We start from the raw sequence: 20,935 nt of genomic DNA on the forward strand, positions 1-20,935 counted from the left end.
GACTATAATTTATACCAGACCGCGACCATGACAATGCTTGAACTTCTTACCGGAGCCACAGGGACATGGATCGTTGCGTCCAGGAAGCTTATCCTTGATAATCGGAGTGCGAGGCTGTTGGGAACGGGTGTCGTGGGCAGCGGCAGCAGCCTGATTCGGGTCGGTCATCTGTTCCTGTGACAAATTCTGCTTGCTCTCTGTGTACTGCTGGCGCTGGGTGCGCTGTTCTGGAGCTGCCTCACGGACATCCTGCTGTTGCATTTCAGGAATAGCTCCACGCATAAGAATGGAGACGATGCGGTTGTTCATCTCGTTAATCATCGTGTCCCATACTTTGGCACTCTCTAGTTTGAAGATCAGCAACGGGTCTTTCTGCTCATAGCTGGCATTCTGTACAGAGTGGCGCAGCTCATCGAGTTCACGGAGATTCTCTTTCCACGACTCATCGATGATATGCAGCAGCATCTGTTTCTCAAACTCCTTGACAATCGACTTACACTCACTCTCGTAAGCCTCCTTGAGGTTACAGGGGATGTTATACATCTTACGACCGTCTGTCAATGGTACCACGATACGCTCGTACATGTGACCTTGGTTCTCGTATACCTGTTTGATGATAGGTTGAGCTACCTCACGGATACGCTCTGTCTTACGGGTGAAGGTCTCCATCACCTGTTGGAAGGCGTTCTCCTCCAATTGCTCACGCTGCTCGTTGAGGAACTGCTCGTTCGTGAAAGGCACCTCCATAGCGAAGATATGCAGGAACTCCTCCTTACAACCATCATAGTCATTGTTCTCAATGATGTTCACCACACGGTCCCACATCATATTGGAGATATCCATACCGATGCGCTCACCCATCAAGGCGTGACGGCGTTTCTCGTAGATAACGGTACGTTGTTTGTTCATCACATCGTCATACTCAAGCAGACGCTTACGGATACCGAAGTTATTCTCCTCAACTTTCTTCTGGGCACGCTCAATCTGTTTGCTGATCATCGGACTCTCAATCATCTCGCCTTCCTTGAAACCAAGACGGTCCATCACATTGGCAATACGCTCAGAACCGAACAGACGCATCAGCTTATCTTCCAGAGAGACAAAGAACAATGAGCTACCCGGGTCACCTTGACGACCGGCACGACCACGCAACTGGCGGTCGACACGACGGCTCTCATGACGCTCTGTACCAATGATGGCAAGACCGCCTGCCGCCTTTACCTCGGGTGACAACTTGATATCGGTACCACGACCAGCCATGTTGGTGGCAATCGTCACAGCACCCAGTCCATTGGTCGACTGTCCGGCAAGTGCCACAATGTCTGCCTCTTTTTGGTGAAGCTTGGCATTCAGAACTTGATGGGGAATACCCTCACGCTTACCCGTCTCTGGGTTAACATACATATCGAGCATACGGCTCAGCAACTCAGAAATCTCCACGGAGGTTGTACCAATCAGGGTAGGACGTCCAGCTTTGCGCAGACGTACCACCTCTTCGATAACGGCACGATATTTCTCGCGGGCTGTCTTATAGACGCGGTCATCCATATCATCGCGGATGACGGGACGGTTGGTGGGAATCTCCACCACGTCAAGTTTGTAGATATCCCAAAGCTCACCAGCCTCTGTGATGGCGGTACCTGTCATACCTGCCAACTTATGGTACATACGGAAATAGTTCTGCAGGGTGATGGTGGCAAAGGTCTGTGTAGCGGCCTCTACCTTCACATGTTCCTTTGCCTCGACAGCTTGATGGAGCCCATCGCTCCAGCGGCGCCCCTCCATGATACGACCGGTCTGCTCGTCGACAATTTTTACTTCTCCGTCGATGACCACATATTCGTCGTCCTTGTTGAACATCGTGTATGCCTTCAACAACTGCTGAAGGGTGTGTACGCGCTCACTCTGTACGGCATAGTGGTTGAGCATCTCGTCTTTTTTGTTCAATCGTTCCTCGTCGCTGATAGTGGTGTCAGCCTCCAGTGCGGACAACTGACTGGTGATGTCGGGCAACACGAAGAGCTCAGCGTCATTCACCTGTTTGGCAAGCCATGCGGTACCCTTGTCTGTCAGGTCACAGGAGTTCAGCTTCTCATCAACCACGAAATACAGGGGCTCCACTGCCTCCGGCATACGGCGGTTGTTGTTCTCCATATACGTGTTTTCCGTATTCTGCATTCCTGACTTGATACCCTCTTCCGACAGGAACTTGATCAGGGGCTTGTTCTTGGGCAGACACTTATGGGAACGGAAGAGTGCGAGGAAACCTTCCTCCTCCAGCTTCTTGTCATTCTTCTCACGTCCTTCCGCAATTTTTTGTTTTGCCTCAGCAAGATACTGGGTGGCGAGCTGACGTTGTACGCCTACGAGTTTCTCTACCAAGGGCTGGTACTCCTCAAACATCTGGTCGTCGCCCTTAGGTACAGGACCAGAGATGATCAACGGGGTACGTGCATCGTCAATCAACACGGAGTCGACCTCGTCGACGATGGCATAGTTATGGGCACGCTGCACAAGGTCTTGTGGGGAGATTGCCATATTGTCACGCAGGTAGTCGAAACCGAACTCATTATTCGTACCGAAGGTGATGTCACATTGGTACGCCTTACGACGGGCCTCTGAGTTAGGCTGGTGCTTATCGATACAGTCGACGGACAATCCGTGGAACATATAAAGTGGTCCCATCCACTCGGAGTCACGCTTGGCGAGGTAGTCATTGACAGTAACTACATGTACGCCGTTACCGGTCAGTGCATTCAGGAAGACAGGTAGGGTTGCCACCAGTGTCTTACCTTCACCCGTTGCCATCTCAGCAATCTTGCCTTGATGCAGTACGACACCGCCGAAGAGCTGTACGTCATAATGTACCATCTCCCATTTCAGGTCGTTACCACCTGCAGTCCAGTGGTTATGATAGATAGCCTTGTCACCGTCAATCGTGATGAAGTCCTTCTTCGGGTCACCAGCCAACTCACGGTCGAAGTCTGTCGCAGTGACAATGGTCTCCTCATTCTCGGCAAAACGACGAGCTGTCTCTTTGACGATGCTGAAGACCTCAGGCATCACCTCATTCAATGCATCTTCGTAAATCTCCAGGGCCTCTTTCTCCAGTTTGTCAATCTTGGCAAAAATCTCCGCACGTTCGTCAATGGGTGTATCCTCAATAGTTTCTTTTAAACGCTCAATTTCTTCTTTCTGTTTTTTCGCAGAGTCCTGCACCTGACGTTGGATGTCCTTGGTACGCTGGCGCAACTGGTCGTTGTCGAGTTTCTGAATCTCAGGGTAAGCGGCTTTTACTTTCTCCACTAGAGGCTGGATCAGTTTCATGTCACGGGTGGACTTGTTACCGAACAACGATGTCAAAATCTTAGTTAAATTCATATCTTATTTCTTTTTATTTTACCTTAATGAACATAAACGGTTGCAAAGGTACGAATTTATTTTCGTACTTTCGACAGCCTTTTTACTTTTTTACCTTTTAATTCTTAAAAAAGTGGCTCAGAAGAACAAGCATTCGGAGCCCGGATGCGGATGGCACGAGCAATGGCAGGTGCGATACGGTCGACGGTGACAGGTGTCTGAACGCGCTCGGATTTAGTCCCAGCTCCGTAGATGATGATCGGGAATGGGACATGTGCAGAACGGGAGGTAGACTTTTCCAAAGTGTCTTCATTGATGAGTTTCCAACCTGGTGCGATGTCAATGATTAAGTCACCACATTTCTCGACATTAAAGCCATTTCGAATACTTTCAAGTAAATAACTATCGCTTGTCAGTAACTGGTTGGCTGTGTATACGTTACGAACCCCGGATAATTGAAGTAGAAACTCCTGGGAACGACTACAGATCTCTCCCAAATGGATATTCTTCTGACGGAGCAATTGATGATTGAAATAGACTTGGTTCTTATAACAGAACTCCACATATTTGGCTGGACCGAAAACGGCACCTAAATACATGTTCAACAGGTTGGCGGTTCGATTGATGTAGAAAGTACCTGTCGGGATGCGGTAACGTTCCTGATTCCCTTCTTCCTCTTCCTCGCGACTGGTGGTACCCGTGATGACAAATAGTACCCGGTCTCTTGGAATTTGCTGTTCTACACCGTTCAGAAGCCTTGTCATCTGACGGTCCAGTTCCACATATGACTCCATCTGGAGTCCTGCTGTATAAGTCAGACTGACGAGGTCGGTCTTATCATCGTTACCAATACCAGCCTGCTCGATACATTTCAATGCTGCGTCCGTTATTGTCTTGTTGGTGTCAGTGCCGGGATGGAAAAGACGTGTATACCCACTCAGCCACTGGTTGACAGGACGGTAATAGGTCGTTGTCGCCCATTGCCCGTTGCTAATCCAGGCAGCACCGTCTGCGGCATGGCCTGCTGACAGAATGGCAGCATCAGCGGTGGAAGCAAAGGAGAATACCTTGGCAATACCGTTGGTTGCCATCTTCAACTCGTCACTGATGGTTGAGGTTCCTAAGAATTGTGGGGAATATCCGATTTTCTGGTCTCTTACACAGTTCTGTGGACGGAGGGTCTGCTTGTCGAGCCATTCCTCAGCGGTAATCCCATTATAATACGGAACAGTGCCTGTGTGCAAGGAGGCGATGGCAGAGGCACGGTCAACGGGAGTGAAGTGGTAAGCTCCATTCGTGAATACCTTCCCTTCTGTCAGCAGTTTTTTTAGTCCCTCATTGCCGTAAAGCGGGACATAGGTCTCCAGGTAATCCGTGCGCAACTGGTCAATTGTAATACTGATAACCAGTCGGGGAGCTTGTGCTATGAGCTGCTCCTGTGCCTCGGCATTGAGTCCCAGGATACTGAGCAGGGTGATATATAGGTACTTATTCCTCATGTCTTTAGCCTGTCTTTAAGATGAATCCAACACTGAAGCAGCAAACACAATGCCAAACACCAAATACCTTCTGCATAATCTTGAAAGAGACCGCCTATCAAAAAAAGTACTGCCAATACTGCCGTGATACTCCAGTAGCGGGTTTTCCTGGCTCGGATCACTTTCCATAAGAAGAACCAGGGTAGTGGGTTCAATAGGATGATCTGCAGATTCACGTTGACTGTCGGATGCTGGGAGAACAGCATCAAGAAGAGGATGATGCCGAAGATACCTGTCGTGATTATCAAGAAAGTGTCCCACCAAAGGAAGATGCGCTTACCCCGCAACTGCAGGACGAACATGGCAATACCGATAACTGTAAAGATGATGGCACAGGTGAGAGGACGCAAAGGAAAACCTTGCTTCTTGATCTGTATGCCCGCAGGAACACTGATCCTACGTTCTTTCACCAACGGGCGGTAATCCCCGTTGGCGTAAATCTCGGCATGGTCGAAATCATACATCAGGTTGTAGGGTAAAAACTCCTGTTGCTGACGATCTGTCTTCTTGTCAGCAAGGATACCTAACAGGAGATCGTTGCCGAAAGTGGCCCACGGATGCTCCTTAGTCATCTCATGAACCATTTCCCGATAAGTCGGAGTATAGTCCTCACGGGACTGGTATGACACATTCCCCAGGATGCATTGTTCTATGATATCCCGTGCCTTGGTGGTACAGTTGTTATAGAAATAATTATAACGGTATACCCGGTTTTGGTCTTGCATGTTCACTGCGAGAGCCTGTTGGAGTGTCATTTTCTCCTCGTCTGTCAGGTTCAGCACCTGTTCTGTCACCATACTGCCCAAGCGTCGGTATTCTTGTTGGAAGAGGCGGTAGGGATAGGCTCCCAGCTCATAGTCTGTGATGCCGAATACAAACCGGAGTGTGAAGAAAGGCTTTCGGAAGTCAAAAACCCCATAATTGAAAGCGATGTCAAGTCCACCTTTCCGCATGTCATGGTAGCGGATGGCGGTATGTCCATAGAGACTGTAAACTTCGTCATGTGGCTGACATGTCAGCAAACTAATCTCCACAGAGTCCAGTCGAAGGGAGTCCTGCTGTGCCTCCATAGGGGTTACGGCAAGAAAAATAGCCCCTATGAGACCCCCTCTCAGCACATTAAAAATGATTTTTAAATGTTTCACGATGCAAAATTAACCTATATTTTCCACTTAACGTTCGGTTATTTCGTTTTTTTTCAATAATTTTGCAGTCGAATTTTGAATAAAGAAAGAAGAGAAAGAATGAAGAAGCTTCTATTTAGTAGCATTCTGCTGGGATTAGGCACCTTGTCTATGATAGCCCAGAGTGGTACGAAATCGCCATATAGTCAATATGGTTTGGGTATCCTGTCCGATCAGTCACAGGGCTTTAACCGTGGTATGAGTGGCTTGTTCCAAGGTTTCCGAAGCGGTAGTCAGGTAAATATGCAGAACCCCGCCTCGTATTCAGCAGTCGACTCCCTGAGTATGATTTTCGACTTGGGTGTGTCAGGACAGTTCACGAGTTTTAAGGAAGGGGGTGCGAAGGTGAATGCCAAGACGGCTAATTTTGAGTATGCCACCGCACTGTTCCGTATCTTTCCTAAGTTCGGTGTCAGTATCGGTTTGGTACCATATACGAATGTTGGCTATTCCTACCATACGACACAGCGTATCGGTACTTCCTCTACAACGTCGACAATGACATTTTCGGGCTCAGGTGGTCTTCGCCAGGCGTATATTGGCTTGGGATATGAGTTTTTCAAAGGTTTCTCCTTAGGTGCTAACGTCTCCTATTTCTGGGGCGATTATGAGCGTAAGATCGGGGTGACGAGCAGTGATGCCTATGTCAATGTGTTGACGAAAACGTATGGAGCAGAGATCAGCAGTTATAAGTTAGACTTCGGAATGCAATACAAGCAAGCCTTGTCGAAGAGCGATGCTCTGACAGTCGGTGCAACCTTCGGTCTGGGTCATAAGCTCAACGCAGATCCTTGGTTGTCAGTGACAAATATAGATACCCAGACTGGGGTATCTGCTTATTCCGCAGATACAATCACCAACGGACTATCCATCCCGATGACGATAGGTGGTGGTATTGCTTATTGTCATAAAAACTCATTGACAGTGGGTGCCGACTACCAGTTAATGCGTTGGGGGTCAGAGTCTTTCCCTATTGTCAATGAGAATACGGATAAGTATGAGTTAGTAAACAATTACTATATGGACCGCCATAAGGTGACGGTGGGTGCCGATTGGATTCCCAACCCCATGAGTCGTCGGTTCCTGAATCGTGTGCATTATCGTATAGGTGCCTCTTATGCTACACCTTATTATAAAATAAATGGGCAGGATGGTCCTAAGGAGATGACGGTGAGTGCTGGTTTCGCTATCCCATTGGTCAACTCATGGAACAACCGTTCTGTACTGAATGTCAGTTTCCAGTGGGCAAATCTGTCAGCGAAGAATCTTGTGACGGAGAACTCTTTCCGTGTCACGATAGGTCTGACATTCAATGAACGCTGGTTTGCTAAATGGAAAGTCGACTAAATATCCTTGCAGCGTTTCTGGTAGTGGTGTCGTTGCTCTCGTGTGAGCAACCACGGGAACATACCGCACCAGCCATTCATGACCGTGACTCCGTATCGATGATGACAACCTACGGAGTTAATACGTTGATATCCGACTCAGGTGTCATAAAATACCGTATCGTGACGGAACGATGGGACGTGAATACTATCAAACAACCTACCCGTTGGACCTTTGAGCGAGGACTCTTTCTGGAACAGTTTGATGAAAAATTCCATATCGAAGGATATATTTTCGCTGATACGGCATGGTATTATGACCAGTTAAAACTTTGGGAGTTACGAGGAAGGGTACGCATCCGTAATGTCAATGGTCTCGTATTCCGTAGTGAGGAACTTTTCTGGGATGGTATCAAACATGAGTTCTATTCACATAAGTACTCTCGTGTGGTGACACCTGAACGTGAACTGGAAGGCACCTATTTCCGAAGTGATGAGCATATGCGGCATTATGAGGTGACCAATAGCGTCGGCTCATTCCTGTCTGAGGATTTGGAACCAGAGGAGGAAGAGCCGGTAAAGGAACAAAAAGGTACGCCTGCGGATACTGCGAAACAGGAGAAACCGATTCGTCAGGCGGCAGTCAGACACAAGGCGACAACAAAATCCGCACAGCCATGACAAATCTGATTATAGGACTTATCATCACGATGGTTTTCTCCGCCTTTTTCTCTGGCATGGAGATTGCCTTTGTCTCCAGTAACCGTCTTCGTGCGGAGATGGACCGTGAGAAAAATGGCTTGTCACAGCGTGCCATCGCTTATTTCTACCAGCATCCCAATAATTTCGTGAGTACGATGCTGGTAGGTAATAATATTGCCCTGGTGGTCTATGGTATCCTGTTTGCCCGTATATTTGACGCTACTCTTTTCGAAGGGTTGACTGACGGGCTGAGGGTTACTGCAGATACACTGCTTTCTACTGTGGTAGTGCTCTTTACGGGTGAGTTCTTGCCGAAGACGGTATTCAAGGCGAGTCCCAATACCATGTTGACATTCTTTGCCATTCCTGCGTGGATATGTTATGTCATCTTATATCCTATCTCCCGTTTTGCCACATCGCTCTCGCGAGGACTTCTCCGCTTGATTGGTGTTCAGATACCCAAGGAAGAACAGGATAAGGGCTTCTCGAAAGTTGACCTGGACTATCTGGTGCAGTCGAGTATTGACAACGCGAAGAGTGAGGACGAGATAGAAGATGAGGTGAAAATCTTCCATAATGCCCTGGATTTCTCTGACACGAAGGTACGTGACTGTATGGTACCTCGTACGGAGATAGAGGCTGTGGATATGGAGGAGTGTACGATGGAGCAGCTTTTGAACCGGTTTGTCGAGAGTGGACATTCCAAAATTGTGGTTTATCGTGATGATATTGATCATGTCATCGGCTATATCCATTCTTCCGACCTTTTCAAACAGGCAGACTCCCAGCACGCTATGCTTAATCCTCAGCTTGTCAGGGAGATGCCTTTCGTCCCAGAAACCATGGCGGCAAGTAAACTGATGCATACTTTCCTGCAGGAGAAGAAATCGCTTGCAGTGGTAATTGATGAGTTTGGTGGCACCAGTGGACTGGTGTCCCTTGAGGATATCGTCGAGGAAATATTCGGTGATATTGAGGATGAGCATGACAATACGAAATATGTCGCTAGAGAGCTGGGGGAGGGGGAGTATATACTTTCCGCCCGCTTGGAAATAGAGAAAGTCAATGAGCTGTTCGGTATCGGATTACCTGAGAGTGATGACTATATGACAGTCGGCGGTCTCATCCTGCATGAGTATCAGAGTTTCCCGAAACTGAATGAAGTGGTTAAAATTGGACACTTTGAGTTCAAGATTATTAAAAATACGATGACAAAAATCGAGTTGGTACGACTAAAAGTGACGGAATAAACTAAATTTTTCGTTTTATCTTTCGCCGTTTGCCATTTATTTTGTAATTTTGTCGGCTGAATTTGAAAATAAGAAATAAAAATATAAAAATAAAAGCATAAAATGGCAGCAATTGGAAAAATCAGAAGCTGGGGTCCCGTTCTCGCTACAGTGATCGGTCTCGCCCTATTTGCATTCATTGCCGAGGAAATGTTCCGCTCTTGTGAGGCTACAAGCAACGAGAAGCGTCAGCAGGTCGGCGAAGTGTTAGGTAAGAAAATCTCCGTACAAGACTTTCAGGCTCTTGTCGATGAGTACCAGTCAGTCATCAAAATGACACAAGGTCGTGACAATCTCACTGAGGAGGAACTCAACCAGGTGAAAGATCAGGTATGGCAGCAGTTTGTCAATAACACCATCATGGAGACTGAGGCTGGGAAACTGGGACTCACTGTTACTGATGAGGAACTCCAGGAGATTCTCAAGACTGGAACAAACCCCATGCTGATGCAGACTCCTTTCGTCAATCAGCAGACGGGTCGTTTTGATGTGACTCAGCTCACCAAGTTCCTCGCAGATTATAAGAAGATGCAGGAACAGCCTCAGCAGGCACAGGTTGCTGAGCAGTATAAGCAGATTTACGACTACTGGAATTTCATCGAGAAGCAGCTCCGTCAGAATATATTGGGTATGAAGTATCAGTCCCTGCTCGCACAGTGTCTGTTATCTAACCCTGTTTCTGCTAAGATGGCTTTCGAGGCTCAGAACCAGGAGAGTGATATCCAGCTCGCCACCCTTCCTTATTCTGCTATCAAGGATAGCGATGTAGAGGTCAGCGAGTCTGACTTAAAGGCCAAGTACGATGCGGAGAAAGAGATGTTCAAGCAGTATGTGGAGAGCCGAAATATCAAGTATGTTGATTTCCAGGTGGTAGCTTCTGCTGCTGACCGTACCGCATTGATGAAGACCATCAATGACGCTCGTCAGAAACTGGAAAGTGGTGCTGCTCCCGCAGAGGTTGTCCGTAAGGCTCAGTCTCAGATTGCTTACTCAGGTATTGCCGCTACCAAGCGTGCCTTTGCTCCTGATATCGCCGCAAAACTAGACTCTATGCAGGTTGGTCAGGTAAGTGCTCCTTTCGAGACCGCCTATGACAATACCGTAAATGTTATCAAGCTGATAAATAAGGTAGAGGCTCCTGACTCTGTGGAGTATCGTCAAATTCAGGTCGGTGGTGAGACAGCTGAGGCTGCTCATAAGACTGCTGACAGTATCTATAACGCACTGAAGGCTGGTGCTGAGTTCGAGGCTCTTGCCAAGAAATACAACCAGACCGGTGAGAAGCAGTGGCTGACATCCTCCATGTATGAGAATGCTCCTTCAATTGATGCAGACTCCAAGGCTTACCTGACAGCTATCATCACACTGGCTCCTAACGAGGTGAAGAATGTGGAATTCTCACAGGGAAACATCATTGTACAGGTGCTCACTCGTAAGGCGATGGTGACTAAGTATGATGCTGCTGTCATCAAGCATACGATTGATTTCTCAAAAGATACTTATTCACAGGCTTATAACAAGTTCAGCCAGTATGTTAGTGAGAACAAGACGTTGGAGGGACTCGAGAAGAACGCCCAGAAGTTCGGCTTCAAGGTGCAGGAGCGTAAGGATATGTTCAACTCAGAGCACAACGTAGCAGGTCTGCGTTCTACCCGTGAGGCTATGAAGTGGATCTTCGATGCCAAGGAGGGTGATGTCTCTCCACTTTATGAGTGTGGTAATAATGACCATCTGCTGGTTCTCGCCCTTACCAAAGTCAACAAGGCTGGTTATCGTGACCTTGCCAGTGTGGAGGAGCAGGTGAAGCAGGAGGTTATCCGTGATAAGAAGTTTGCAAAGGCTGCTGAGATGCTGAAAGGTGTTAACAGTCTCGATGCCGCAAAGCAGAAGGGTGCTCAGATTGACAGTGTCCGTCAGATTACCTTCTCCGCTCCTGTCTTTGTACAGGCTACAGGTACTAGCGAGCCTGCTTTGAGTGGTGCTGTGGCAGCCGCTAAGGCTGGTCAGTTCAGTGCCGCTCCTGTCAAGGGTAATGGTGGCGCCTTCCTCTTCAAAGTACTGAACAAGAAACAGCGTGAGGGTGTCAAGTTTGATGCCAAAACACAGCAGGCTCAGTTGCAGCAGAGGGCTCTTCAGGCTGCTGGTCGTTTCATGAACGAGCTCTATCTGAAGGCTAACGTGGTAGACAACCGTTATCTGTTCTTCTAAAGAGTCGTATGTTAGAATATAAAGCGGCACCTGTCAAATCCGATAGGTGCCGCCTTTCTTTATCAGTGAAGACTACGATGTACTGGCATTTCGTACTCTTAATCTGATATTTACTACACGTTGCCTATTCCCGAGAATGCCATGGATTCCCATCAGTACGCTCAGGGCACAAGTACAACTGTGGGCAGCTCCGCGACAGCGGGGTTTGCTTCTGGTGCACCTACAGGTGCCTTGGGTCTGTCGTTCAGCCATACGGTGAGCAGCACGGTAAGCTACAGCATGGACGACATTGAATACACCCTGAACAGTTCAACGCGAGAAGTGTGCTACGACTATGAATCGAAGAATGTGAATGTGTACGATAGTGACGACAACAAAGACACGGCCTTCCAGATTCTGATAAACGGTAATATGCAGATTAGCTCTTATTGGTATGTATGGCACTGGAGCGGCGATTTCGGAGGTTATGAAGACGACTTCACGCCGCTCAAGATTGAGAACCAGGCATGGGAACTGCCGGCTCCTAACCGTAATTCTTGGGGGCTTACCTCCATCAAGAGCGAATATACAAATGCTGTGATGGTGAACATCAAATACTACATAACAAATAAGGAAGAGGAGGGTCCCGTGGCAGTGGATGAGTTGTCCTATCACCAGAACGATTTTGCACTCATGGGCCTGCCGGAAGGCAGCTACACCATCATCTACGAGACCAAGGATCCTAATACGGGTGAACACATGGACTATTGGAAATTTGAGAACGTAGTAGTGAAACAGGGACGCGACAAAGACGAAGCCACCACAGCTCTCTCATCAGTTAACGCCACTAAGATAGACGATAAGTAGAAAAAGTTGATGTGACAATAGCAAACGTAATAAGGCACTCCGTTTTGAATGCCTTATATTCGGAAAATTGCAAATAAATTTGCATTTTCGCTCACTTATTCGTACCTTTGCATCCGATTTCAAAATAATATACATCATTGCAATGAATATATCTTATAAATGGTTGAAGGAGTACGTGGATTTCGATCTCACACCGCAGCAGGTGTGTGATGCGCTAACATCAACGGGACTGGAAGTCGACGCACTCGAGGAAGTACAAAGTATCAAGGGAGGACTGAAAGGTCTGTATGTCGGTAAGGTGTTGACATGTGAGATGCACCCGAATTCAGACCATCTGCATGTGACGACGGTAGACCTGGGTAAAGGTGAGCCGTCACAGATTGTATGTGGTGCCCCAAATGTCGCTGCCGGTCAGAAAGTCATCGTTGCCGATTTAGGTTGTGTACTGTATGATGGTGATCAGGAGTTTGTCATCAAGAAGTCGAAACTCCGTGGTGTGGAGTCCAATGGTATGATCTGTGCCGAGGACGAGATAGGTATCGGTACCGATCACGCTGGTATCATCGTGTTGCCAGAGGACGCACCCGTCGGACTGCCTGCCGCAGAATATTACCACTTGGAGAGCGACTGGCTCATCGAGGTGGATATTACTGCCAACCGTGCAGATGCGCTGAGCCACTGGGGCGTGGCACGTGACCTATATGCCTGGTTAAAGCAGAATGGCTATCAGACAGCTACCCATAAACCGTCAGTAGCAGACTTCAAGGTCGACAATAATGACCTGCCTATTGACGTGAGGATAGAGAACACGGAGGCTTGTAAGCGTTATGCCTGTGTCAGTGTGACAGGCTGTGACGTGAAAGAGAGCCCTGAATGGTTGAAGAATAAGTTGACGACTATCGGACTGCGTCCTATTAATAATATTGTGGACATCACCAACTATGTGATGATGGCTCTCGGACAACCGCTGCACTGTTTTGATGCGGACATGGTGAAGGGGCATGAGATCGTGGTGAAGACTATGCCTGAGGGAACTCCCTTCCAGACACTGGACGGTGTGGAGCATAAGCTCTCAGACCGTGACCTCGCCATCTGTAATGCCGAGGAACCGATGTGTATCGCCGGCGTATTTGGAGGAAAGGGTAGTGGTACTTATGAGACGACGAAGAATGTCGTTTTAGAGAGCGCCTATTTCCATCCCACCTGGATACGCAAGTCCGCACGACGTCATGGGCTGTCTACCGATGCCTCTTTCCGTTTTGAGCGTGGCATCGATCCCAATGGCACCATTGAGGCACTGAAATATGCCGCTATCCTCTGTCAGCAACTGGCAGGCGGTAAGGTGTCAATGGAAATCAAGGATGTCTATCCTGAGAAGATAGAGGATTCTGTTGTAGAACTGAAATATGACTATGTCCACAACTTGATTGGCAAGGAGATAGGTGTAGAAACCATCAAGAATATCTGTCAGTCGCTGGAGATGCAGGTGATGAAGGAAGACACGAAGGGCTTGACCATTAAGGTTCCAGCCTATCGTGTGGATGTACAGCGTCCTTGTGATGTGGTGGAAGACATCTTGCGAATCTATGGATATAATAATGTGGAGATTCCTACCCAGCTGAAGTCATCACTCGTGATCAAGGGAGAGGAAGACCAGAAGCATAAGCTTGCCAATCTCGTCAGTGAACAGTTGGTAGGTGAGGGCTTTAATGAGATATTGAACAACTCACTGAGTAAATCGTCGTACTACGGTGATGAGCAGGAAATGCTGGTGAAAATCATGAATCCCCTTAGCAGTGACCTGAACGTGATGCGTCAGACACTGCTTTACGGCGGATTGGAGAGCATTGAGCATAATGCGAAGCGTAAGAACGGTAATTGTCGCTTCTTTGAGTTCGGGAATGTATATTTCTTCCATCCAGAGAAGAAAGATGAGGAGAACCCGATGAACGCTTATAAGGAGGAATACCACCTTGGATTGTGGTTGACAGGTAAGCGTGTCGAGGGATCATGGGCTCATGCCAATGAGGACAGTTCTTTCGCAGAGCTGAGCGCCTATGTGGAGAATATCTTTGCACGTATCGGTGTACAACAGGGTATGCTGGTACGTAAGAAGTCGGGAAATGCTATTTTCGCTACCGGTCTTACCATCGAGAATCGTGGTGGTAAACTGATTGCAGAGATGGGCGTGTTGGCGAAAAAGGTGCAGAAAGCTGCCGATATCGAGACACCGGTATATTACTGTGAGATAAACTGGACGGCACTGATGAAACTCATCCGTAACCAGAAAGTCCTTTATACGGAGATAGCCAAATATCCAGCTGTCAGCCGTGACCTCGCCCTGCTCATCGACCAGAATGTGGAGTTCGCACAGATTGAGGAGATAGCTCGTCAAACAGAGAAGAAACTGCTGAAGAAGGTTGAGCTCTTCGATGTCTACGAGGGTAAGAACCTGCCAGCTGGCAAGAAGAGCTATGCTGTCAACTTTATCCTGCAGGATGCGGAGAAGACCATGGGTGACAAGCAGATTGACGCCATCATGCAGAAACTCATCAATAACCTCAAACAGAAACTCGGTGCCGAGTTACGCTAATTTTTCATTTTTACATTTTTGAATTATAAAATTTTACAATAATGGGAAGAGCATTTGAATATCGCAAAGCTGCGAAACTGAAGAGATGGGGTCATATGGCAAAGACCTTTACCAAAATTGGTAAACAGATCGCCATTGCCGTGAAGGCTGGTGGACCCGAGCCTGACATGAACCCCGCATTGCGTGCTATCATCGCCAATGCGAAACGTGAGAACATGCCGAAGGACAATATTGAGCGTGCCATCAAGAACGCGATGGGTAAAGACCAGAGTGACTATAAGGAGGTGACTTATGAGGGATATGGTCCTCATGGTGTCGCTATCTTCGTTGATACGTTGACAGATAATACCACCCGTACCGTAGGTGATGTCCGTTCCGTGTTCAACAAGTTTAATGGTAACTTAGGTACACAGGGAAGTTTGTCTTTCTTGTTTGATCACAAGGCAGTGTTCACCTTTAAGAAAAAGGACGGACTGGATATGGACGAGCTGATTCTCGACTTGATTGACTATGGGGTAGAGGATGAGTTCGATGAGGACGAGGAGGAGAACAGCATCACGATTTATGGTGATCCTCAGTCATTCGGTGCCATCCAGAAACACTTGGAGGAGAACGGCTTCGAGGTGACAGGAGCAGAGTTCACTCGTATTCCTAACGACCTGAAGGATGTGACTCCTGAGGAGCGCGAGACCATCGACAAAATGATTGAGAAGTTGGAAGACTTCGACGATGTCCAGACGGTTTACACGAATATGAAACCAGAGATCGTGGAAGATTAAAGAAAAAATCAACGATAGTCTTTTTCAAGGAACGTGGCTTCAAAGAGCTTCGTTCCTTTGTTTTTGGTGGAGTAGTAGATATAACGGAAGTTATAGCCGGCATCCTTATATGGTTTCATCGCCGTGGCATTCTTCAGCTGCGTCAGCATCTGCTCCCTTGGATTGTTGCGAAGAATCACAGAAGGATCGTCGATGACACCGTTTAAGGTATATGAATAAGTGAGGGTGTGTGTCGCCACATCGAAACTCATACTGTCAATCGTCACCCCTTTGGCTATCGGGGCAGGGCAGTTTTTCTGAGAATATTCCTTCGCCTCACGGGCACAACGCTGCTCCAACGTCTCCTGGCATGCCGTCATCAACAGGGTACCAAGTATGATGAATAAACACTTTCTCATATCTTTCTTATAGTTGCTTGTTTATAATTTCTGCAAAATTACTAAAATAAAATTGGATAGAAAGGAAGGTATCTCATTTTTTTTTCGTAATTTTGCAAAAGATTGTACGTATACGAACTCATGGAACATATAAGAAACTTCTGTATCATCGCTCATATCGACCATGGAAAGTCGACATTGGCTGACCGTATGCTTGAATTCACTAAGACGATTCAAGTGACGGAAGGACAGATGCTGGACGATATGGATTTGGAGAAAGAGCGTGGCATCACCATTAAGAGTCATGCTATCCAGATGGAGTATATGTATAAAGGCGAGAAATATATCCTGAACCTCATCGATACTCCGGGACACGTTGACTTCTCTTACGAGGTGTCTCGTTCTATCGCGGCTTGCGAGGGTGCCTTGTTGGTGGTGGATGCCACACAAGGAGTACAGGCACAGACTATCTCCAACCTCTATCTCGCTATCGACCATGACTTGGAGATTATCCCTGTCATTAATAAAATCGACATGCCCAGTGCGATGCCTGATGAGGTGGAAGACGAGATTGTCGACCTCATCGGCTGTGATCCTGAGGACATTATCCGTGCCAGTGGTAAGACGGGTGAGGGTGTCGAGGATATCCTGAATGCCGTAGTAGAGCGTATCCCTCATCCGAAAGGTGACGCCAATGCTCCTTTGCAGGCACTGATCTTCGACTCTGTCTTCAACTCGTTCCGGGGCATCATCGCCTACTTCAAGATTGTGAACGGCACCATCCACAAAGGTGAGAAGGTGAAGTTCTTCAATACCGGGATGGAGTATGATGCTGACGAGGTGGGTGTGCTGAAGATGGATATGATACCCCGTCAGGAACTACGGGTAGGTGACGTGGGATATATCATCAGTGGTATCAAGAACTCCAAGGAGGTGAAAGTGGGTGACACTATCACCAGTGTGGCACGTCCTTGCGACAAGGCTATCGACGGCTTCCAGGAAGTGAAGCCAATGGTCTTCGCCGGTGTGTATCCTATTGATCCAACAGACTATGAGAACCTGCGTGCGTCGCTGGAGAAACTACAGCTCAATGATGCCTCATTGACTTTCACACCAGAAACCTCCGTGGCACTGGGCTTCGGATTCCGTTGTGGTTTCCTCGGTTTGCTCCACATGGAGATCGTGCAGGAACGTCTCGACCGTGAATTTGATATGGATGTGATAACCACTGTGCCTAATGTGACCTATATGTGTTACGACAAACAGGGTGGGGTAAAGGAGGTGCATAACCCCTCAGGACTGCCAGACCTTACCCTCATCGACCATATCGAGGAGCCGTATATCAAGGCTTCTATCATCACTGCCGCCGATTATATCGGTCCTATCATGACACTCTGTCTTGACAAGCGCGGTGAGCTCATCGACCAGCAGTATGTCAGCGGCAACCGTGTGGAGCTGCGTTTCATGCTTCCACTGGGTGAGATCGTGATTGACTTCTATGACAAATTAAAGTCGATATCTAAAGGCTATGCGTCGTTTGACTACCATGTCGACTGCTTCCGCCCCTCTAAACTGGCGAAGCTCGATATCCTGTTGAATGGTGAGTCCGTGGATGCCCTGTCGACACTGACGCATCAGGATAATGCCGTCACCTTTGGACGGCGGATGTGTGAGAAACTGAAAGAACTCATCCCACGCCAGCAGTTTGACATCGCTATCCAGGCAGCTATCGGAGCGAAGATCATTGCCCGTGAGACAGTGAAGCAGGTGCGTAAGGACGTGACTGCAAAATGTTATGGTGGTGATGTGAGCCGTAAACGTAAACTACTTGAGAAACAGAAACGAGGTAAGAAGCGCATGAAGCAGATTGGTAATGTGGAAGTGCCGCAGAAAGCTTTCCTCGCCGTATTGAAATTAGACTAAAACAATATCAAAGACAAACTGAAAATCCATAAAACATGACAACACTTGGACTGACACCACGAGACGTGGCGCGTGAACTGGCAAGGCGCTATAGTACGATGACACACGACGAGCTTGACGTGCTCGAGAGTATTCTTGTGCCTTTGAAATATCAGAAAGGGGAGATTATCCTCAAAGAGGGTGATGTCTGCCGTAGTATCTACTGGGTCGTAAAGGGACTGGTGCGCCAGTTCTATTTCAAGAACGGGAAGGAGCTGACCGAGTATATGGCAACGGAGAATACCATCTGTATGTGTATCGAGAGTCTTTTCAAAGAGCAGCCAACCCATCTGCAGATGATGGCTTTGGAGCCTACGATTATCTACGCTCTTCCTAAAGCGGCGCTGGAGCGTGAGGCTATCAAGAACGTCAACATCCAGATGCTCTATCGTAAGATATTGGAGGAGTCGCTGATCTTCTCACAGATCCATGCTGACATGCTCCGTTTCGAGTCGGCGCAAGACCGTTATGCCAAGTTGGTGAAGCGTAGTCCGCAACTGGTACTCCGGGCACCGCTGGTCTATATCGCCAGTTATCTCCAGATGACCCCAGAGACCCTCAGTCGCGTCCGTACTTCTGCCTTGTTGGAGGATAAAGGTTAAATAACGAGGATAGTTTCCTACCGACAAACGGGTGGTTTCCTACCGAGAAACCACCCGTTTGTTACCGACAGATTGTTTGTCGCATGTCGAGTAACAATAGAAGACCATAATTAAATAAGAATTATGTTTGTATCAGAGATTTCTTTGTGGGGCGCTGCAATAGTGGCATGTGTTGTGTTAGTAGCGATGATGGCATTGTCCCTCTTCAACAGACAGATGCTTCAGCGTATGTGGGTGATATTCGGAGCGACGGTGGCACAGATGGCTGTCGTAGTAGCTGTGGTGTGGACGGTCTATCAGACACACACCTGGTGGTCCAATCTGCTCTGGTTCCTGCTGGTACTGGTATTGTCGATATGCTGGTGCCTGTATCCGCTGCAGGCTATGTGGCGTAATATGCTGCGACCCGTTAGCGCGGCGATGCTCGTAGGCAGCATCGTGGTGGGAGGCAGTACGATGCTGATGCTGCCCATCAGTGTCTTCCTGTCGGTCTATTCGGTGCTGATGGCATGTATGACGGCTTCGCTCATGCAGACTATGATGAGCTACCAGCGCAACCAGCAAAAGCCGGAGGCTTTGCGTGAGGACATGCTTCATCAGGTAAGAAATCTGGCTCAGCCGTTGGTGATGGTCATGCCGATGCTCTATGCCGGTATGCTGCTGGGAGGAGTCCCCGCTCTTGAGGGGATGCTCGTCACGCTGTTGTTGATAGCCACCTCCTTCGTTGGCAATATATTGGCGGGTGTGATCGCACTTGGAATGGTCAAGAGTAAGAACAAGGTGTAAAAATGAAGCCTTTAAAGGGGTGCGGAAAGACATTGGTGGGTCATTACGTCATAAAAACGTATGAAAATTTTGCTGAATGGATTTTTTATATTACCTTTGCATGCGCAAAAAGAAAAGTGATCTTTGAGGCTGCCGATATGGCTCAGTTGGTAGAGCAACGCATTCGTAATGCGTGGGTCGCCGGTTCGAGTCCGGCTATCGGCTCTTTATGGTGCGAAGAGTCAGAGTGATCTGGCTCTTTTGCTTTTGCGAAGTTTTCGTGCAAGTAAGTGCAGAAAGTTTACTTTATGACGAGCGCAGCCGAAAATGCCGAAATCGAAGTTTGCGGAATTAGCTCAGTTGGTAGAGCATTGGCTTCCCAAGCCGAGGGTCGCGGGTTCGAGTCCCGTATTCCGCTCCACTTTCCGCAAAATATCAGGAGATGTGAAAAAAGTCTCTGAAAAATTTGCAGGAGTGAAATAAAAGCATTACCTTTGCACCCGCAATCAAGGAGATAACCCCAAGGTTTGCAGCTGAGACATCTGGAAGGATGGGTGAGTGGCTGAAACCAGCAGTTTGCTAAACTGCCGTACGGGTTCCCGTACCGGGGGTTCGAATCCCCCTCCTTCCGCAGCCGAGGGGATTTCTCTAAGAGTGCACACTAACAGGATGGTCGATTCATCTAATGGTTAGGATACAAGATTCTCAATCTTGGCATAGGGGTTCGATTCCCCTATCGACTACAAACAATCCCTTGCAAATGCCTATTTGCAGGGGATTTTGCTTTCTTAGGGTGTAAATTAAGGTGTTAATCAGCGAAATCTCTGTGTTTACCAAACTACTGCATGTGGGTTGCGAAGCCCCGGGCTCAGTGGGTCGAAGGTGCCGCCTCCGTGGGTCGAAGGTGCCGCCTCCGTGGGTCGAAGGTGCCGCCTCCGTGGGTCGAAGCCCTGGGCTTCAAGGGTCGAAGGTACGGGCTTCGTGAGGCTTGGGGATTATCCCTAAGGGTCATGGGGATAGTTCCTTTACCCCCTAAAGGATGTCTTGCGTCACCCATAGGAGGCATCGGAGTACCCCCTTAGGAGGTATCGGAACGAATGATAAACTATATCTCTGTCAAATGGATGCGTTAATCGTAATGAAAACAGGCTTTAGTCGGTAGGAAAGTGGGCTTCAGTCGGTAACTGAATGCCCTTCAGTCGGTAACAGATTTTTTATGAATTTCGCAAAAACATATAACCTTATAACATGACAGGGCGCAAACCCCGATAACCAGAGGCTTTAACGCATGTTATATGTTTGCTGAACATATAACATACATATAACATGCTTCTCACCCAAATGTTATATGTATGTTACATGTATGTTACATGTTTGAGCAACATGTAACATGGCTCAATCCCTT

14 protein-coding genes and 4 tRNA genes are annotated in these 20,935 nt (G+C 47.9%); 14 read left to right on the forward strand and 4 right to left on the reverse strand.

What is annotated here, in order from left to right; genetic code table 11:
- Positions 1-9: 9 nt before the first annotated feature.
- The 3 genes from secA to BM257_RS03130 all read right to left on the reverse strand — a co-directional run bounded on the left by secA (position 10) and on the right by BM257_RS03130 (position 5,968).
- Positions 10-3,381, reverse strand: a complete 3,372-nt coding sequence (gene secA / locus BM257_RS03120; protein ID WP_092068155.1) for a preprotein translocase subunit SecA — start codon at positions 3,379-3,381, stop codon at positions 10-12.
- Positions 3,382-3,485: 104 nt separating this feature from the next.
- Positions 3,486-4,859, reverse strand: a complete 1,374-nt coding sequence (locus BM257_RS03125; protein ID WP_092068157.1) for an alkaline phosphatase family protein — start codon at positions 4,857-4,859, stop codon at positions 3,486-3,488.
- Entirely contained in the window at positions 4,856-5,968 is a 1,113-nt protein-coding gene (locus BM257_RS03130; protein ID WP_143096729.1) for an Lnb N-terminal periplasmic domain-containing protein, read from the reverse strand. Before BM257_RS03130 ends, BM257_RS03125 begins: the two co-directional genes overlap by 4 nt.
- A 174-nt stretch (positions 5,969-6,142) precedes the next feature.
- Here BM257_RS03130 and BM257_RS03135 point away from each other — a divergent pair, with 174 nt between their 5' ends.
- From BM257_RS03135 to BM257_RS03165, 7 genes are all read left to right on the forward strand, one after another.
- On the forward strand, positions 6,143-7,429 hold the full coding sequence (locus BM257_RS03135) for a hypothetical protein (RefSeq protein WP_092068161.1): 1,287 nt from the start codon (positions 6,143-6,145) through the stop codon (positions 7,427-7,429).
- A complete protein-coding gene (gene lptC, locus BM257_RS03140) occupies positions 7,414-8,088 on the forward strand; it encodes an LPS export ABC transporter periplasmic protein LptC (RefSeq protein WP_092068163.1) in 675 nt (224 codons plus the stop codon). The genes BM257_RS03135 and lptC overlap by 16 nt, the downstream gene beginning before the upstream one ends.
- Complete coding sequence (locus BM257_RS03145; protein WP_092068165.1) at positions 8,085-9,359, forward strand: hemolysin family protein; 1,275 nt, start codon at positions 8,085-8,087, stop codon at positions 9,357-9,359. Before lptC ends, BM257_RS03145 begins: the two co-directional genes overlap by 4 nt.
- Positions 9,360-9,461: 102 nt before the next feature.
- A complete protein-coding gene (locus tag BM257_RS03150) occupies positions 9,462-11,606 on the forward strand; it encodes a peptidylprolyl isomerase (RefSeq protein WP_092068167.1) in 2,145 nt (714 codons plus the stop codon).
- A 141-nt stretch (positions 11,607-11,747) separates the two neighbouring features.
- Positions 11,748-12,452, forward strand: a complete 705-nt coding sequence (locus tag BM257_RS03155; protein ID WP_143096730.1) for a hypothetical protein — start codon at positions 11,748-11,750, stop codon at positions 12,450-12,452.
- A 142-nt stretch (positions 12,453-12,594) separates the two neighbouring features.
- The gene (pheT, locus tag BM257_RS03160) at positions 12,595-15,045 is read left to right on the forward strand and encodes a phenylalanine--tRNA ligase subunit beta (RefSeq protein WP_092068171.1); all 2,451 of its coding nucleotides are present in this window, start codon (positions 12,595-12,597) and stop codon (positions 15,043-15,045) included.
- A gap of 41 nt (positions 15,046-15,086) precedes the next feature.
- Entirely contained in the window at positions 15,087-15,824 is a 738-nt protein-coding gene (locus BM257_RS03165; RefSeq protein ID WP_092068173.1) for a YebC/PmpR family DNA-binding transcriptional regulator, read from the forward strand.
- An 8-nt stretch (positions 15,825-15,832) separates the two neighbouring features.
- On the opposite strand, the gene BM257_RS03170 is transcribed toward BM257_RS03165, so the two are convergent.
- Entirely contained in the window at positions 15,833-16,222 is a 390-nt protein-coding gene (locus BM257_RS03170) for a hypothetical protein (protein WP_092068174.1), read from the reverse strand.
- 120 nt (positions 16,223-16,342) lie between these two features.
- Here BM257_RS03170 and lepA point away from each other — a divergent pair, with 120 nt between their 5' ends.
- From lepA to BM257_RS03205, 7 genes are all read left to right on the forward strand, one after another.
- Positions 16,343-18,124 (forward strand): translation elongation factor 4, encoded by a 1,782-nt coding sequence (gene lepA, locus BM257_RS03175; protein WP_092068176.1) that lies wholly within the window; start codon positions 16,343-16,345, stop codon positions 18,122-18,124.
- Between the two features lie 35 nt (positions 18,125-18,159).
- Positions 18,160-18,765: a Crp/Fnr family transcriptional regulator gene (locus BM257_RS03180; RefSeq protein ID WP_092068178.1), complete on the forward strand. Its 606-nt coding sequence runs from the start codon at positions 18,160-18,162 to the stop codon at positions 18,763-18,765.
- Positions 18,766-18,888: 123 nt separating this feature from the next.
- A complete protein-coding gene (locus BM257_RS03185) occupies positions 18,889-19,551 on the forward strand; it encodes a hypothetical protein (RefSeq protein ID WP_143096731.1) in 663 nt (220 codons plus the stop codon).
- A gap of 131 nt (positions 19,552-19,682) precedes the next feature.
- Positions 19,683-19,755, forward strand: a tRNA-Thr gene (locus BM257_RS03190).
- 120 nt (positions 19,756-19,875) lie between these two features.
- A tRNA-Gly gene (locus BM257_RS03195) sits at positions 19,876-19,951 on the forward strand.
- A 123-nt stretch (positions 19,952-20,074) separates the two neighbouring features.
- Positions 20,075-20,161, forward strand: a tRNA-Ser gene (locus BM257_RS03200).
- Between the two features lie 40 nt (positions 20,162-20,201).
- Positions 20,202-20,273 (forward strand) — tRNA-Glu (locus BM257_RS03205).
- Positions 20,274-20,935: the final 662 nt, after the last annotated feature.

Origin of the sequence: Prevotella sp. tf2-5 (genome assembly GCF_900115435.1) — a bacterium.
Taxonomy (GTDB): domain Bacteria; phylum Bacteroidota; class Bacteroidia; order Bacteroidales; family Bacteroidaceae; genus Prevotella.